Source organism: Paenibacillus sp. FSL W8-0919 (genome assembly GCF_038003785.1).
GTDB classification, from domain to species: domain Bacteria; phylum Bacillota; class Bacilli; order Paenibacillales; family Paenibacillaceae; genus Paenibacillus_AQ; species Paenibacillus_AQ lactis.
Map to the genome: position 1 here is coordinate 6147239 of NZ_JBBOPV010000001.1, position 16162 is coordinate 6163400.

Sequence of the window (16162 nt, forward strand, 5' to 3'; positions counted from 1 at the left end):
CATTCCGGATCGGCCCCGCCCAGGCGTACATCATGTACTCTGTGCAAATCCTGCATCCGCTTCAACCGCGTAACGCCCGGCCGCGCAGATCGGCTACTGTTCCTGCCACCGGGGCTGCCGGTGCGAAGGTTCGCCGTCTGTTCTCGAGGAAGTCATTCGTCCATTCATCAAGAGAATCCTTACAGCCAAAGGGATTCCTCTCTGTTCTTGTGGGGATGGAGTACTTGGTCCCGTCATCAAATCCGATATGATGTTATCAGTATACCCGAAACATTATATTTTTAGATTCTAATGAACCGCCGAGCTAAAGTCAAGCAGCTTTGTAGAAATAACCCGAAAAAAGAAAAAAACCTACTGGCCGAATGCCGTAGGTCCAAAACATATATTATATAAAAAAGGGGGTCATGCTGTTATTATAAGCATCTAATATTAAAGAAAGATTGAACAAACATTACAGTTATATTACAAGCAAGAAAACGCTTTAAAAGGTTGTCGGGTCTCGTCACAATCAGCCGGTCTTGCGCTATCGCAACAGAATAAGCCTGATTGTCTCGTAATTAATCGAATCGTTCCACGTACGCATGGTTCGCCCGAAGCTTATGGACAATCGCGTCGTAATCCTCGTCTCTTACCTTAACGGACAACGCATACTTCAATTCTCCGTAATCTCTGTCCGTCACGTCCGCTTCCCGCCATCCGTCTGAACGGTCGCCGTCCGCGCGGTCCTCCGCGAGGTCCCCGGTCAGCGCCCTGTCCCCTCCGATAACGACGCCGGGTGCCCCAATGACGCCGCCGGGCGCGGCCGCCGTACCGGCTCCCATCGTCGCGCCAGCGGTGCCCGAATTGTTCCAAGGCACTAGCGGCACCAGAATATTTGCCCCGCTGCGGATCGGGTCTTGCAGCTGACCCACCTCAAGCTGCTCGGTGTGGTAGGTCAGCAGCGACGTTCTGGCACCCTCTGCTTCATCTTCGGTCCTGAAATAAGCTTGAATTTGTTTCGACATGTCCATTCCTCCTTTTTTTCAAAAGCTATCGTTTTGAAAAGACTGGTCTTGCATGGACAAACTGCCTCCACTGCCGAATCAGAGAGCCTTCAGCAGCTCGCGTACAAAGGCCGGCTCATCCTTCGGCGTGCGGGATGTAATGAAATTCCGGTCCACTACAACCTCTTCATCCTTGAACTGCGCTCCGGCATTCACCATATCATCCTGAAGCGGCGGATACGATGTGATCGTTCGACCCTTCAGTAAATCGGCGCTTGCCAGAATTTGCGGTCCGTGGCATATGGCGGCAATCGGTTTGCCCGCACGGTCTGCCGCTGTGACAAACTGCAATATATGGGAATCCAGACGTAGATTCTCCGGTGAGGAGCCGCCTGGAATAACCACCGCATCATAATCCTCTATATTTGCATCAGCAATCGCTTTATCGGTCGTATACGAGGCCTTGCCTTGTTTCCCCTTCACTTCCTGACCCTGTTTCAAGCCGATAATCTCCGCCTCATGCCCCGCTTCCTTCACGGCGTCATAAGGGGTCTTCATCTCGGAATCCTCAAACTGATCTGCTAGCAGAAATGCAACCTTGCTCATCTGGCATGTCTCCTTTCACGATTGGTCCTCGATTTGTTATTACCCTGCCGCGCTTCTTTTATAACAACGAACTTCCGCAAGAATGAAGGGGGATGCCGGCTTAGACTCGCATTGAATATAACCCGCTTCAACATAAAAAAGCCCGGAGGACATCCCCCGGACCTTCTATCCATTCATGTATTCTTATTCCATAAAGAAGCTACCATCTCGGCAGCAGCCTTCGGTATTGCCCCTTCATTCTCAACGCCAGCACAGGATCCTCCGGCGAAGCCGAAAGCCGCTCCACTCCCGTACTCTCTCTTATGCCGCTAGACGGCTCACATGCTTTCAACCCGCTGCAAAGGGAAGACTTGGGGGATTGACGCATCGGTCGCATCACTCCTTCATTCGCTTGGTTGTGCAAGCAGAACCATTCCCCCACAGGTTGCCCAAAAATTCCGGGATCATGCATGAAAGGTCAGCACCGATAAGAGCTAGGAGGCACGGCTGTCGATGATAATCGTTACGGGCCCCCAGTTCGTAAGCGACACGTCCATCATCGCTCCAAATTTTCCGGTTTCCACGGTTAACCCTTTTGCCGCCAGCTCCTGGTTGAACGCCTCGTACAGCGCCTTGGCCGCGTCCGGCTTCGCCGCAGCCATGAAGTTCGGACGTTTACCCTTGCGGGTGTCGCCGTAAAGCGTAAACTGGGAGACGGACAGCACGGCTCCGCCGACATCCTGGACGCTGAAGTTCATTTTCCCTTCCTCATCCTCGAATATCCGGAGTCCGGCCACCTTGTCGGCTATATATTTTACATCCTTCTCGTCATCTTCATGGGTCACGCCCACGAGCACCATAAGCCCCTCTCCGATCCGGCCCACAACCTCCCCTTCAACCGTAACCTCCGCATGCTTGCATCGCTGAATGACAACTCTCATAACACTTAGCTCCCTCTGTCAAAAAATAAGTTACCACAATAATAAAAGGCCTGCTCCCTGAAGGGCAGCAGACCGTGAATTGCATCAGGCAACCGGAAGCCCGCACGAAATAAGAATCACTGCATGATCCGGTGAACGGTATATACATCCTTTACCCGTTTAATGCGCTCGACGACCGAATGCAAATGATCGGTATTCCGAATCAGAATCGTCATATGAATCATCGCCATTTTGTTCTTGTCCGAGCGGCCCGTGACGGCGGATATATTCGTCTTGCTCTCCGAAACGGCCTGCAGCACTTCATTCAAGAGCCCGTTTCGATCATGCCCGGTCACCTCGATATCGACACTGTAGTTAGCCTCCACCGAGGATTCCCATTCGACCTCGATCACCCGAGCGGCATCTTCGCCTTCGCCTGTAGCCGGAAGGTTCGGACAGTCCGAGCGATGGACCGAGACGCCGCGGCCCCGTGTAACATAACCGACGATATCGTCTCCCGGAACCGGGTTGCAGCAGCGGGCAAAACGGACCAGCAGATTATCGATCCCTTTGACGCGAACGCCGTTCGTCGGACGGCTGCGCTTCTCGGCCGGTTTGATCTCCTTCATCTCGGAGGTCATCTCCAGCTGATTGGCTGCTTCCTCCTGCTCCCTGCGCATCTTCTCCGTTACCTTGGTACAGATCTGGGCGGCGGTAATGCCCCCGAAGCCGATGGCCGACAGCATATCCTCGATATCATTGAAAGCGAATTTCTTCGCCGCTTCCATCAGCTTATCATCGGTCGTCCATTCGGACACGTCAAGGCCGAGGCGCTTAAACTCCCGCTCCAGCATTTCGCGTCCCTTTTCCACGTTCTCTTCGCGCTTTTCCTTCTTGAACCACTGCTTGATCTTGCTCCGAGCATGGGAAGACTGGGCGATCTTGAGCCAATCCTGACTCGGCCCATAGGAATGCTTGGAGGTTAGGATTTCGACGATATCGCCCGTTTTCAGCTGATGGTCCAGCGGAACAATCCGTCCGTTGACCTTGGCCCCGATCGTCCGGTTGCCGACCTCGGTATGAATCCGATACGCAAAATCCAGGGGCACCGAACCGGATGGCAGCTCGATAACCTCGCCTTTCGGCGTGAATACAAATACCAAATCCGAGAAAAAGTCCATTTTTAACGATTCAACAAACTCTGATGCATCCTTCGTCTCATGCTGAAGCTCCAGGATTTCACGGAAAAATGTCAGCCGATTGTCGAAGCTTCCGCTGGAACCGGAAGAGCCTTCTTTATACGCCCAGTGGGCGGCGATACCGTATTCGGCCGTGCGATGCATCTCCCACGTCCGGATCTGAACCTCGGTAGGCTCTCCGTTAGGCCCGACGACGGTCGTATGCAAGGATTGGTACATATTCGTCTTCGGCATAGCGATATAATCTTTGAATCGACCGGGCATCGGCTTCCACAGAGTGTGGATAATGCCCAGCGTAGCATAACAATCTTTAATATTGTCGACAATAATCCGAATGGCAAGCAAATCGTAAATCTCATTAAATTGCTTGTTCTTCACCGTCATCTTCTTAAAGACGCTGTAAATATGCTTCGGTCTTCCAGACAGATCCGCCTGAATGCCCATTTCATCCAGCTTCTCGCGGATGCAGACGATAACGTTGTCGATGTACTGCTCGCGCTCCGCCCGCTTCTTATGCATCAGATTCGCGATGCGGTAATACTGCTGCGGGTTCAAGTAGCGCAGCGCAATATCCTCCATCTCCCACTTGATCGCGGAAATACCGAGACGGTGGGCGATGGGACAGAAAATCTCCAGTGTCTCATAGGAAATACGACGCTGGCTTTCCTCGGACTGGTACTTCAGAGTCCGCATATTATGAAGTCGATCCGCCAGTTTGATCACGATGACCCGGATATCCCTTGCCATGGCGATAAACATTTTGCGGTAATTTTCGTTCTGCTGCTCTTCCTTGGATCTGAACTGGATCCGCTCGAGCTTGGTAAGCCCATCCACCAGCATGGCGCAGGTATCCCCGAAGCGCTCCCGAATCTCGTCAAGGGATACGGTCGTGTCCTCAACGACATCATGCAGCAGCGCAGCGATGATCGACAGCGTATCCATCTGCATATTCACCACGATGTCGGCAACCGCGAGCGGATGAAGAATATAAGGTTCTCCCGATTTCCGCACTTGTCCGTGGTGGGCTTGTTCCGCAAATTCATACGCTTCCCGGATGCGGAGAAGATCGGGTTCTTTAATATAGGCGCTGGCCTTTTCGAGTAATCGCTCTATGCCCATTTTGGAGTCCTTCTCTTCCCTTTCTATATAAAATGGAACCCGCCCTTGTCAAAACGTGCAGGTTCCCTCTTGATGGTTTTCCTCTCATTATGACGCTTGTGGCGGTTTACGTCAACCGTATGCGGGTTTCTCCAATCACGGACAGCGTTTCGCTAACAGTTACATACATTATGCCCTATTCCTGGCGGATAGACATCTTGGATTCGACAAGGCTTGCATCTTTTTTGACGGACTGCAAAAAATATTGTTGAAAAAACGAACGATTGTATTTAATCTATTAAAGATCGTACGCGAACGGTCCTATATTTAAAGTCCTATAGAGGAGTGGAATAACTTGCAACGCGAAATTCAGGTTGATGAAAAGCTTCCGCTTGGCCCCGGTTTCCTGCTGAGCCTTCAGCATTTGTTCGCCATGTTCGGAAGCACGGTGCTCGTTCCTAACTTGTTCGGTGTGGATCCCGGCATGATCCTGCTGATGAACGGGATCGGCACGCTGCTCTACATTTTTTTCTGTAAAGGGAAAATTCCTGCATATCTCGGCTCAAGCTTCGCCTTCATTGCGCCGGTTCTGATGGTGCTGGATGGCAACCCGGATGCCAACTACGGAAAAGCACTCGGCGCGTTCATCGTAACCGGGGTCATCTTCTGCCTGGTTGCCCTTATTGTCAAGTACGCAGGAACCAAGTGGATCGACTTTGTGTTCCCTCCGGCTGTCATGGGCGCCATCATCGCCATGATCGGTCTGGAGCTCGTTCCGGTCGCCGCAGACATGGCCGGCTTACTCCCTGCAGAAGGAGAGTCCATCAATCCGACAACGGTAACGATCTCGCTCGTAACGCTCGGCGTAACCGTGTTCGGATCGGTGCTGTTCCGGGGCTTTCCCAAAATCATTCATATCCTGATCGGGATCGTGGTAGGTTATGCGCTATCCTTTGCACTTGGCGTTGTAGAGACGGAAAAAATCGCCGAGGCCAGCTTCCTCTCCATGCCTGAAATTACGACGCCGGTATTCGACGCTACAGCCATCTTCAGCATTATTCTGGTCTCGCTCGTCGTGATCGTGGAGCACATCGGGCACCTGCTCGTAACCAGCAATATTGTAGGCAGGGATTTAGCGAAAGACCCGGGGCTTCACCGCTCCCTGCTCGGCAACGGGGTCTCCACCATTTTGTCCGGCTTCGTCGGCTCGACGCCGAACACGACCTATGGGGAGAACATCGGCGTCATGGCGCTGACGAAGGTATACTCGGTATACGTCATTGCCGGAGCGGCCGTCATTGCGATTCTGCTCTCGTTCTCCGGCTCGTTCTCGGCCGTCGTGGCCAATATTCCAACGCCGGTTATGGGCGGCGTATCCTTGCTGCTGTTCGGTGTAATCGCGGCTTCAGGCCTGCGAATTTTCGTTGAGCAGAAGGTCGATTTCTCCAAGGCAAGCAACATGATTATGGCGACGCTGGTATTCGTAACCGGCATCAGCGGCGTTTCCTTGAAGATCTGGACGGTAGAATTGAAAGGTATGGCTTTGGCAACGATCGTGGGCATGTGCCTCGCTATTCTCTTCAAACTGTTTGAAATAACGGGCCTCTCTAACGAAAAGAATAACGAACAGCCTATCACCGAGAAAACGCCGGACTAAAGCTGTCTAAGGAGCATCATGAAAAACAGCCGCAAACCTGCGGCTGTTTTTTTATATTCAATTGCGGGATTCTCTGTTGCAATAGCCTTTTAGTGCCCTTGTTATAAAGACATTGATCGGATGGACATGAAGTATATTTCAATCAAGGGCTTGAACCCCTTCTCCGTACCGCCTTCTCAATGGCATCGAAGGTTATTATTCCGGGAGAGCTATATCTCAATGTAGATCAAAGAGAGCTAACGGCTGCATATTCTTCAGCCTCCTGAACCAACACAAAAAGGTCCTGAGCCATCGCTCAGGACCTTTTTATTTCCCGGGAAAATTTGTCGTTTACTCGTATTTCATAAGCGTAAATACGTCGATTCCATCCAGCTTCGAACGCCCGTTCAGATCTGCAAGCTCGATCATAAATGCAGCGCCGACCACATTGCCGCCCAGCTGACGAATCAAGTTAACCGATGTGGAAATGGTGCCGCCGGTTGCGAGAAGATCATCCGCAATCAGTACATTCTGCCCTTTCTCGATGGCGTCGGTATGCATAGCCAGACGATCTTTGCCATACTCGAGGTCATATCCTACCTCAATCGTTTCGTAAGGGAGCTTTCCGCTCTTGCGAATCGGCGTAAAGCCGACGCCAAGCGCATAGGCCAGCGGTGCGCCGACAACGAAGCCGCGCGCTTCCGGGCCCGCGATCACGTCAATTTTGAGGTCGGATACCATCGTTTTCAGCTCTTCGATCGCTTTGCGGTATACCTCACCATTTTTCAGAAGCGTCGTAATGTCTTTAAAACTGATTCCTGGCTGCGGAAAGTCGGGAACGACGCGAATATAATCTTTAAAATCCAACTTAATCTCCTCCTGTATCATTACGGCTAAGAAACATCTTTAGTACGGGACATCATCCACTGGGTTAATTGTTCAGTACCGGCATGCAGCAAATGCTGTTCCATGTCCGCAAGATTGCTTAATTCCCGGAAATGCCGGGAAGCATCAAGCGGTTTCTTCTCCGGTTTCGGAACAAAGGTAATCCATCCCTTGGCCCGCTGGATGAACACCAATTCCTCAAATACATCCAGCGCTTTGGCAAGCATGCGCGAGGACAGCGAAGTTCGCCGCTTCAGCTGCGCCACCGCTTCCTGCTCCGGTACCGGCGAGGATGCCATGCCGGCAAGCAGAACATATAGCTGCTTGAACTGTTCGCGGCTCGGGATCAGCAGTCGTTCACGCTCATTCCGAGTCGGATGCAGCATGAATATATTAGGAACGTTGTGGAAGGCCTCCATCATCGCATCCAGCTGTTCGGCGCTCTCCGGTATGTCCAGCACGAACAAAACGGAAGTGTCTTCTTTAGGTTTGCTCTCAGCAATATCGTTATCCGGCATAATGCCAGCATTCCTATCATATACCCAAAGGCACATATCATACAATTGACTTTTTATTTCAGGATGTGAATCTTTTGCATATACGACGGCGGACCTGTCGGCTGAGCACTGCAGGTATGGCGCAAGCTCCGCTCTCCACCGTTTGATGGCACTTAGAGGCTCAGAAATCCCGCGGAAATCAAACACCTGTCTGGAAGACACCCGAAGGTCTTGAATCAAGAGCTGGAGTCTGCGGCTGCCGTTCCATTCATTCACGGACAGCTCCCCAAGAACATCCAAGACCGTGCCAGCCGGCAGCAGATCGGCCAGATGGCCGCTCCCGAAGAAGAGAGCATCGATCTGCTGACCCTTCTGCGCAATCCGCAGCTTCAGATGCTTGCCTTCCTTGCCGATTTTCCGTACTTCCTGTACGGTAACATCCCGAAAAATGATCTTGGGAACGGCGTTGGCCATCCCGAACGGTCCAAGCAGCTCCAGCTGTTCAATGACGGGAAGCGAGACGTCCGACATGCTGCACTCCATATCCGCTTCGCAAACTGCGGTAAAATGCTCTTCCCTCAGCACTCCATCAGCGAATTGCTGGAGCGCATGTTCAAATTCGTCCAGCCGGTCCCGGTGCAGGCTCATGCCTGCAGCCGAAGGGTGACCGCCGAAATGATCCATGACGTCCCGGCAGGAGCTTAAAGCTTCATAGATGTCCAGCCCCGGTATGGAACGAGCAGAGCCCTTGCAGTTGCCTGTCTCGGGATCGATACCAAGAATGACAACCGGCCGGTAGAACCGCTCCAGCACTTTGGACGCTACAATGCCGACAACCCCCACATTCCAGCCTTCGCCAGCCAGTACAATGACGGATGGCAAGCGCTCGCCCCATTTGACGTTAACCATTTCAATCGCTTCCTGTACGATCGTTTCTACGACCTGCTGCCGGTCCTTGTTCAAGGCGTCCAGCTCAAACGCCAGCCGCTCTGCTTCCTCCCGGCTCTCCGTCGTAAGGAGCGTAACCGCCCTGCCGGCATGATCCAGCCGGCCGCTGGCATTAATCCTCGGGGCCATGGCAAACGCCACGTTGACAGCCGTCACCTGCTCGACCTGGACCCCCGATACCTCAAGCAGGCAACGAATGCCTTCATACCGGGTTGACCGCATCGATTCGATCCCTTGCTTAACGAGCACGCGATTCTCGCCTGTCAACGGCATCAAATCGGCAATCGTCCCGATCGCAACGATTTCGAGCCATTCCTTTGGCGGCTCTCCGACGAGAGCCTGTGCCAGTTTGTAGGCTACGCCGACGCCAGCCAAGCCCTTAAACGGGTAGGGGCATGCCTTGATTTTCGGATTGATCAGCGCATAAGCATCGGGCAGCCGCTCCGGCGGTTCATGGTGATCGGTAACAATCACATCCATGCCGAGCTCATTCGCATATGCAATCTGATCGACCGCGCTGATTCCTGTATCGACCGTGATCACCAGGCTCACGCCTTGCTGGTGCGCCCAATCGAGCGCATGATTATGTAGACCATAACCTTCATTCGCACGGTGAGGAATGTATATATCGTAGGAGGCTCCCAGCTCACGCATTAGCTGAATCATGAGCGAGGTGCTGGAAACCCCGTCGGCATCATAATCGCCGTAGATCAGAATATGCTCCCGATCCTCCAGCGCTTTTCGAATACGCGGAACGGCCTCACGCATTCCCTGCATGAGATAAGGATCATGGGTAAGCTCAAAAGAGCCGTACAGGAATCTGTTCCCGTCTTCCAAGGATAAGACTCCCCGCGTCGCCAGCAATGATGCCACAACAGGCGATAGCGACATTTCCTTTGCGAGCCATTGTGCCGTATGGTGATCCGGGGCTTTTACCCGCCATTCATATTTGGAATACAGCACAGGATAATCACCTTCCTCTCTCCTGCCGCTTTCCTGCTGTCTTAAGTATAGATCACTTGATTACTGCGGCAGTGTTGGCGAATCATTGTCCAACAGGTCAAAATTCGACTTATACGGATAACCGGGATCATACGGAACAACGGAAACCTTGACATCCGAAACGAGCATAAACCGATGGGTCAGAAGCTTGCGAATGCGTTCGGCAATTTCTTGAGCCTCCAGCACCGACGTGCGCGGGTTGACGCTGACCATAACCTCCAGATTGACTTGGCGAACCTGGCCGTACTCCTGAACTTTAAGTTTCTCGACCGTAATGACGCCATGAACGCGCTGGATCGTATCCATAAATTCGGGCTCGAATTCATGCCGCTTCTCTTCCGTCAGCGTACCGTATACGGAATGAATGATGGAGATATACCCTTTGCGAATCACGAGGCACGCCACAATCAGAGCCGCCACGGAATCCATATAAATAAGTCCGTACCCGTCAAAATACACCCCCGATATGAATGACAAGAAAACGCCGATGATGACCGTGATCGAGCAATATAACGCAAAGCGGTGGTTCTCCAATATCGACTGCAGTCGATGGTCTCTGTTCTTTTTCATATGATGATACTGGTACTGAAATACCGCTTCATTGATGGCCAATGAGATGAGCACGGCAAGCAGCGCCGTTTTATCCGGTGCTTCCGGGACTCCGGAAGCAAACGTTTGGATCGCGGAAACTCCGATTTGAAGGCCGCCCATCATAATCAATACAGCGATTAGGATGGAGATCACAGACTCAGACTGCATGGATGGACCTTGCTTATTTCGTTCAGCGCTGCTTCTCCCGAATACCCGGAGATGCGGCAAACGGTCCGCCAGCAGCGACGCAGCGCTTGCTGACGAATACATGGCATCTGCCATCAAAGCCTTACTGTTTAACAGATAGCCGGCAATGCCTTTGAAGACTGCCAAGGCGAAATCTGTCACAATGCCTGTCCAGAGGACAGCTTCCGTTTGGTTCGATCGTCCGTTCCTCACTTGAGGTCCCCCCCAATCATGCACGCTATAAGGCAGCTAACTTTTGAAAGCCGCGTCGCCTGCGACGCGGCTTTCATGTGTATAGGATCGATGTGATTAAATCTCGATTTTATCTTTGTTCGGCTTCACTGCTTTTTGCGGCTTGTTGCTGACATTTTTCCCTTTAAGCACAAGCCACAACGGGCTTGCGATGAAGATCGACGAGTACGCACCGATCAAGAGACCGATACAGATCGCCAAGGAGAACATCCGAATCGATTCACCGCCGAGTATAAGCATGAACAATGCAGCGATAAACACCGACAATGCGGTATAGATCGAACGCCCAATCGTCTGGGACAAGCTTTTGTTGACCAGCTCGACCAAATCGGAACGGCGTTTAATTTTGGCAAAGCGCAGATTTTCCCGGATCCGGTCAAAGATAACAATCGTATCATTGATCGAATAACCGATAATGGTCAGCACCGCGATAATAAAGGTAAGGTCGACCTCCAGCCCCAGAATCGAGAATATGCTGACGACGACAAAGGCGTCATGCAGCAATGCTACGATGGCTGCAAGGGCGAACCGCCACTCGAACCGAATGCTGACATAAATGATAATCCCGATACAGGACAGCAGCACCGCATAGATAGCGTTGCGTCCAAGCTCCTTAGCCATCTCGGGATCTACCGTGTTGACTTCAAAGGTAGCCGAGGGGTCCAGCTTTTGAACCGCCGTCCGCAGCTTGCTGTCCTGATCCTCGCTCAGCACGTCGCTGAACCGGATATTGATGCGGTCTGTCCCTTCCGTGATGCTGGCATCCTCGCCGATCCCGATTTCATTCAGCACCGGCTGAACCTGTTCGCTCGTCAGCTGCTGCTTAAAAGATATGTCTACGTTCGAACCGGAGCGGAAATCAACGCCGTAGTTCAGCCCCCGCATCAGCAGGAATACCAAGCCCAGAACGGTTATGACAATAGAGAAGATAAAGAAGATTTTACTTTTGCCGACATAATTGAAGTTTTTAAAGCTCACGAATGTCACGCTCCTTTACACCGTAATGGCTCGGTTTGCCGGCCCAACCTATTCTCACAAGTAGATTGAGCAAGAAACGGGAGAAATAAACGTTCGTGGCGATACTGATAAGGATCTCCAAAATCAATACGATGGCGAAGCCTTTAACGGCACCCGTACCGAATGCGAACATGACAGCCGCAACGAGAATCGTCGTCACGTTCGAGTCCATGATCGCGCGCAGCGAAGACTTGCCTCCGGCTTTTACCGCAGAAGCGACGCTCTTACCTGTTCTAATCTCTTCCCGGATCCGTTCATAGGTTATGATGTTGGCGTCAACCGCCATACCTACCCCGAGAATGAACGCTGCAATCCCCGGCAGGGTCAAGGTAAAGTCTGCCCATACAAACACGAGAATCAGCAGCCATGTATGCAGAATGAGTGCAAAGCTTGCCAGCAAGCCAGGAATGCGGTATCGGATGATCATAAACAGCAGGATTGCAACCGACGCCAAAAGACCTGCCTGAAGCGTCTTCGTTAGAGACTGCATGCCAAGGGTAGCCCCAACGCTCTGCGAATACTTCTCAACCAGCTTGAGCGGCAATGCGCCAAGGTTGATCGTATCGCGGATTTGCTTCGCCTCATCCAGCGTATAACTACCTGTAATTTGAGCGGAACCATCCGTCAGCACGGCTTGTACCGTCGGAGCGGACAGCAGCTGGTCATCCATAAAGATTGCCAATTCCTGACCGAGCAGGCGTTCCGTAATTTCAGCAAACTTTGCTTTGTCTTTCACCTTAATGTCTATCATAGGCTGATTCAGTTGGTCATAGGCAATGGATGCGCCATTCTCCACAAAATCATTGCCCCGAAGCTCGATTTTACAGAACTCCTCGCCTTCTTTACAGCCGTCATTGCTTCGGAATGTAAGGTTTGCAGGTTCCTTCATCGTCTTCCGAACCTCGGCCTCATCCGTCACGCCGGCCACTTTCAAACGAATGCGGTTGGTTCCTTCCGGTGTAACCTCCGGCTCTGTTGTGCCGAGCGCATCTGCGCGCTTTTGCAAGCTCTTCGCAGTTTCCTGCAATGCTTCTTTCGTGACTTGCTGCCCTTCCATCAACGGCTCCGCTTCATAAAGTATTTCAAAGCCGCCCTTCAGATCTAGACCTAGGCGGACATCTTTCAGCAAGCCTGGAGTTGTAACGGCCATTATAATGGTAAGCCCGAGCACGGTAACGATGAAACTGATGATTCTTTTCATGCCGTCCCTTTTTCCCCCTTTTTACTCAATATTCCTATTATAGCGATGTCATAAAACCCAGTCAATTTATCAAAATTTGTCGGGATGAGGATCAATCATATATACGGCAAGTCAAAAAGGGACCTCTTTCATTAATCGAAAGACGATCCCTTATATGCTGATATTGTCATATAATTCATTAAGCTCATTGCCTTTAAAGATAAGATATCGTTGACCAGTTTATGGAGGGACGGAACGCCTTCCTTCTCATATTTGCTATTGACGCAGTTCCAGATATCATCCGTCGTCACGTGCTCGTAGCCTATGAGGTGCATCTCCTCGACTTTGCTTTGGCATACCATTTCGATGGTGCTCATCAATTCGTCCTCAGTCATAGGTGTCAGTTGTTCCATGACGTATAGCCTCCTCCCTGTCGTCTCCTTTGATAGATTCGACTCCTAAAGCCTGTTTCCTTCTATTCGTACCATGACCGCGTCAAAAAGTAAAGTCATCATATGGGACAGGTAGGGCATATCCATAAGAATAACGTTAATTTGGCGGTTCATACAGGAAAACAAGCCCTTAAATTCAGCCTCAACCAGGGAGTGGGATGGACAGTGAACAAGCAATCGTTTATCAAAGGAACATTAATCTTACTAGCTGCAGGCATACTGAACCGTATCCTCGGTTTCATTCCCCGCATCGCCCTGCCACGAATCATCGGTCCGGAAGGCGTTGGCATTTACCAGCTCGGTTATCCCTTCTTTATCGTTCTTGTTACGATCATTACCGGCGGAATTCCGCTTGCCATTGCCAAAATGGTCGCCGAAGCGGAAGGCGCCGGAAAGCGGGATGCTTCCAAGCAAATTCTCCAAGTCAGCCTGATGCTGACGCTGACAGCCGGAACGCTCTTTATGGCATTGAGCCTGCTGCTGGCTCCTTGGGTCACGGGGGTCCTTCTGCCGGACGAGCGGGTGTTCCAGACCTTCATCAGCATGACGCCCATGCTTATTATCATCGCGGTCTCTTCCGTATACAGGGGCTACTTCCAGGGCAAACAAAACATGATTCCCTCCGCGAGCTCCTCCGTCATCGAGACGATCGTCCGAATCGTATGCATGCTGTGGTTTGCCCATCTCTTCATGCCTAAAGGCATCGAGTACGGAGCGGCTGGAGCAATGCTTGGCACTGCCGTAGGCGAACTGATCGGGATGGTTGCCCTGCTGCTGCAGTATGCCGGCGAAGAGCGCCGAAACGGCAAGCTCCTGCCCAAATCGCCTCCTCCGGACACATCCGGGTTAAAAGAATCAGCGGATACAACCCGAGGGATTCTGAAGCGGCTGGCAGGAATCGCGATTCCGGTCACCGGAGGCCGAATGGTAGGCTCCTTCTCCTACCTGCTTGAAACCATTCTTACGAACCGCAGCCTTGCTCTGGCCGGCATCGCTACAACCGTCGCGACCGCCCAATACGGCGCCCTTCAGGGGATGGTCATACCGCTGCTGCTGCTTCCGGGGGCGCTCACGGTATCACTCGCCATCTCCCTGGTTCCTTCTCTCTCGGAGGCCTCCGCGCGTAATGACCGGGTGACCATACATAAACGGATGAACCAGTCACTTCGACTGGCTCTCGTATCAGGCGCCCCCTTTGCCGTTGTTATGTATGTCCTGGCCGAACCGCTGTGCCTGCTTCTGTACGATAACCGGGAGGTCGGAACCATGCTTAAAATAATGGCTCCCTTCGCGCTGTTTCTTTACGTGCAGTCCCCGCTACAAGCAGCGCTGCAGGCGCTGGATCGGCCAGGAAGAGCCCTTGTCAACACTTTGATCGGAGCCCTGATTAAAATGAGCCTGATCGTCTATCTGGCATCCAATCCGGCCTTCGGCATCAAGGGGGCGGTCATAGCCATTCTCGTGAACAGCGTTGCGGTCACCGTGCTGCACGGCTTCAGTCTGTCCCGGCTGATCGGATTTCGCTTCCGTTGGCTCGATTACATCAAAACGGCGGCCGTCATGCTGATCATGGGGGCTTCGATTCTCTATGGATATAACCATCTGCCGTTTAGTACACAGCCATGGCTTCAATTTCTTACGTCCGTTACCGTAGGCTTCGCCGTCTATTTGGCCGTCATCTTTATGACCAGACTGGTGACGCCGCGCGATCTGGAGCGCGTTCCCGTGGTGGGAGCTTGGCTCAACCGCAGCAGCCGCCGTTAATCCTGCTCTTTCCCGTCGAGGTAGATCCGTCCCTTATGATCAATGGAGCAGAGGAATACATCCTCGAAATCGTTAAAACCATACTTTCGGATTTCGCCTTGGAGCCATGGCCGGTTTTTGTCGATGAGCTTCAGGTTTTCATCTTGCACCTTTCCGTCCATGATCAGCGGGATCGGCATCCCTTCATAGGTAACCTTATGGTAAGGAATATCGATAATTGCCTCTTGTGAAGCACTGCGGGTGGACATGGTTTGCCCGTTGCCGTTACCAGAGGAAGCACCACCGGTGGAGGTGGAAGAGCCGCTGCCGGAACTCGAAGGGTTGCTGTTGGATCCGGAAATGCCCTGCTGACTGCCACCTACGGAAGCCTCCGCATCGGACCTGGAAGCCGTGCTGCTGGATCCAGAGCTGTCCTGCTCGCTGCCGGACACGACAACCCCGCCCTGATCATCCGAGCCTGAGGAGCTGGCCGAGGAGCCTGCTGCATCCTCTTTGTCTTTAGGAATAATGGTTAGCTGACCGGTCGTTTCCAATATTGCAAACTCTACATCGGCCAGGCTGTCTATATCCTTGCCGCGAAGCTGCTGCATCAGATCATCCAGATTGTAGCGGAGCCTCGCCATCTCCTTGCGGTGAAGCTTCCCCTTGGATACTAGGATGCTAGGCTTGCCGTCAGCCAACAGACGGATATTTCGAAATTTTAATCCAAGATAGGCCAGCCCCACTTGAATCCCAACGAGGACGATAATCGGGGCGAGACCTTCCCAAATCGGCTTGTTGACATCCTCCAGAACAAACGCTGCAATCTCTGCAATCATAATCGAGATGGCAAGATCGAATATGGACAGCTTTCCGATCTCTCTTTTTCCCATAATGCGCATCGTCACAAAAATAACCGCATACATCAGAATCGTCCGCAGTATCAGAATCGTAATATGAGACATAATCAATCCCTCCTAGCTGGTCG

Annotated in this window: 13 protein-coding genes; 2 read left to right on the forward strand and 11 right to left on the reverse strand. The window is 52.1% G+C overall.

The window, feature by feature from the left end:
• Positions 1-557 precede the first annotated feature (557 nt).
• The 4 genes from NST44_RS27850 to NST44_RS27865 all read right to left on the reverse strand — a co-directional run bounded on the left by NST44_RS27850 (position 558) and on the right by NST44_RS27865 (position 4806).
• A complete protein-coding gene (locus NST44_RS27850) occupies positions 558-1004 on the reverse strand; it encodes a hypothetical protein (RefSeq protein ID WP_007133182.1) in 447 nt (148 codons plus the stop codon).
• Between the two features lie 78 nt (positions 1005-1082).
• A complete protein-coding gene (locus NST44_RS27855; RefSeq protein WP_007133181.1) occupies positions 1083-1589 on the reverse strand; it encodes a type 1 glutamine amidotransferase domain-containing protein in 507 nt (168 codons plus the stop codon).
• 473 nt (positions 1590-2062) lie between these two features.
• Positions 2063-2509 carry a D-aminoacyl-tRNA deacylase gene (gene dtd / locus NST44_RS27860; RefSeq protein WP_007133178.1) on the reverse strand — a complete coding sequence of 149 codons (447 nt, stop codon included), beginning with the start codon at positions 2507-2509 and terminating at the stop codon, positions 2063-2065.
• A 116-nt stretch (positions 2510-2625) separates the two neighbouring features.
• Positions 2626-4806 carry a RelA/SpoT family protein gene (locus tag NST44_RS27865; protein ID WP_007133177.1) on the reverse strand — a complete coding sequence of 727 codons (2181 nt, stop codon included), beginning with the start codon at positions 4804-4806 and terminating at the stop codon, positions 2626-2628.
• Positions 4807-5140: 334 nt separating this feature from the next.
• Between NST44_RS27865 and uraA the strand changes: the two genes are divergently transcribed.
• Positions 5141-6442, forward strand: a complete 1302-nt coding sequence (gene uraA / locus NST44_RS27870) for a uracil permease (RefSeq protein WP_007133176.1) — start codon at positions 5141-5143, stop codon at positions 6440-6442.
• 330 nt (positions 6443-6772) lie between these two features.
• On the opposite strand, the gene NST44_RS27875 is transcribed toward uraA, so the two are convergent.
• The 6 genes from NST44_RS27875 to NST44_RS27900 form a co-directional block, all read right to left on the reverse strand.
• The gene (locus tag NST44_RS27875; protein ID WP_007133175.1) at positions 6773-7288 is read right to left on the reverse strand and encodes an adenine phosphoribosyltransferase; all 516 of its coding nucleotides are present in this window, start codon (positions 7286-7288) and stop codon (positions 6773-6775) included.
• A 26-nt stretch (positions 7289-7314) separates the two neighbouring features.
• Positions 7315-9714 carry a single-stranded-DNA-specific exonuclease RecJ gene (recJ, locus tag NST44_RS27880; RefSeq protein WP_007133174.1) on the reverse strand — a complete coding sequence of 800 codons (2400 nt, stop codon included), beginning with the start codon at positions 9712-9714 and terminating at the stop codon, positions 7315-7317.
• A 60-nt stretch (positions 9715-9774) separates the two neighbouring features.
• Positions 9775-10743, reverse strand: a complete 969-nt coding sequence (locus NST44_RS27885) for a cation diffusion facilitator family transporter (RefSeq protein WP_007133173.1) — start codon at positions 10741-10743, stop codon at positions 9775-9777.
• Between the two features lie 96 nt (positions 10744-10839).
• Entirely contained in the window at positions 10840-11760 is a 921-nt protein-coding gene (secF, locus tag NST44_RS27890) for a protein translocase subunit SecF (RefSeq protein WP_007133172.1), read from the reverse strand.
• Positions 11750-13000 carry a protein translocase subunit SecD gene (secD, locus tag NST44_RS27895; protein WP_007133171.1) on the reverse strand — a complete coding sequence of 417 codons (1251 nt, stop codon included), beginning with the start codon at positions 12998-13000 and terminating at the stop codon, positions 11750-11752. Before secD ends, secF begins: the two co-directional genes overlap by 11 nt.
• A gap of 131 nt (positions 13001-13131) precedes the next feature.
• Positions 13132-13392: a post-transcriptional regulator gene (locus tag NST44_RS27900; RefSeq protein WP_007133170.1), complete on the reverse strand. Its 261-nt coding sequence runs from the start codon at positions 13390-13392 to the stop codon at positions 13132-13134.
• A gap of 204 nt (positions 13393-13596) precedes the next feature.
• Here NST44_RS27900 and spoVB point away from each other — a divergent pair, with 204 nt between their 5' ends.
• On the forward strand, positions 13597-15195 hold the full coding sequence (gene spoVB / locus NST44_RS27905; RefSeq protein WP_040740405.1) for a stage V sporulation protein B: 1599 nt from the start codon (positions 13597-13599) through the stop codon (positions 15193-15195).
• On the opposite strand, the gene NST44_RS27910 is transcribed toward spoVB, so the two are convergent.
• Positions 15192-16139: a DUF421 domain-containing protein gene (locus NST44_RS27910; protein WP_007133168.1), complete on the reverse strand. Its 948-nt coding sequence runs from the start codon at positions 16137-16139 to the stop codon at positions 15192-15194. The two genes, spoVB and NST44_RS27910, sit on opposite strands and share 4 nt — an antisense overlap.
• Positions 16140-16162 lie beyond the last annotated feature (23 nt).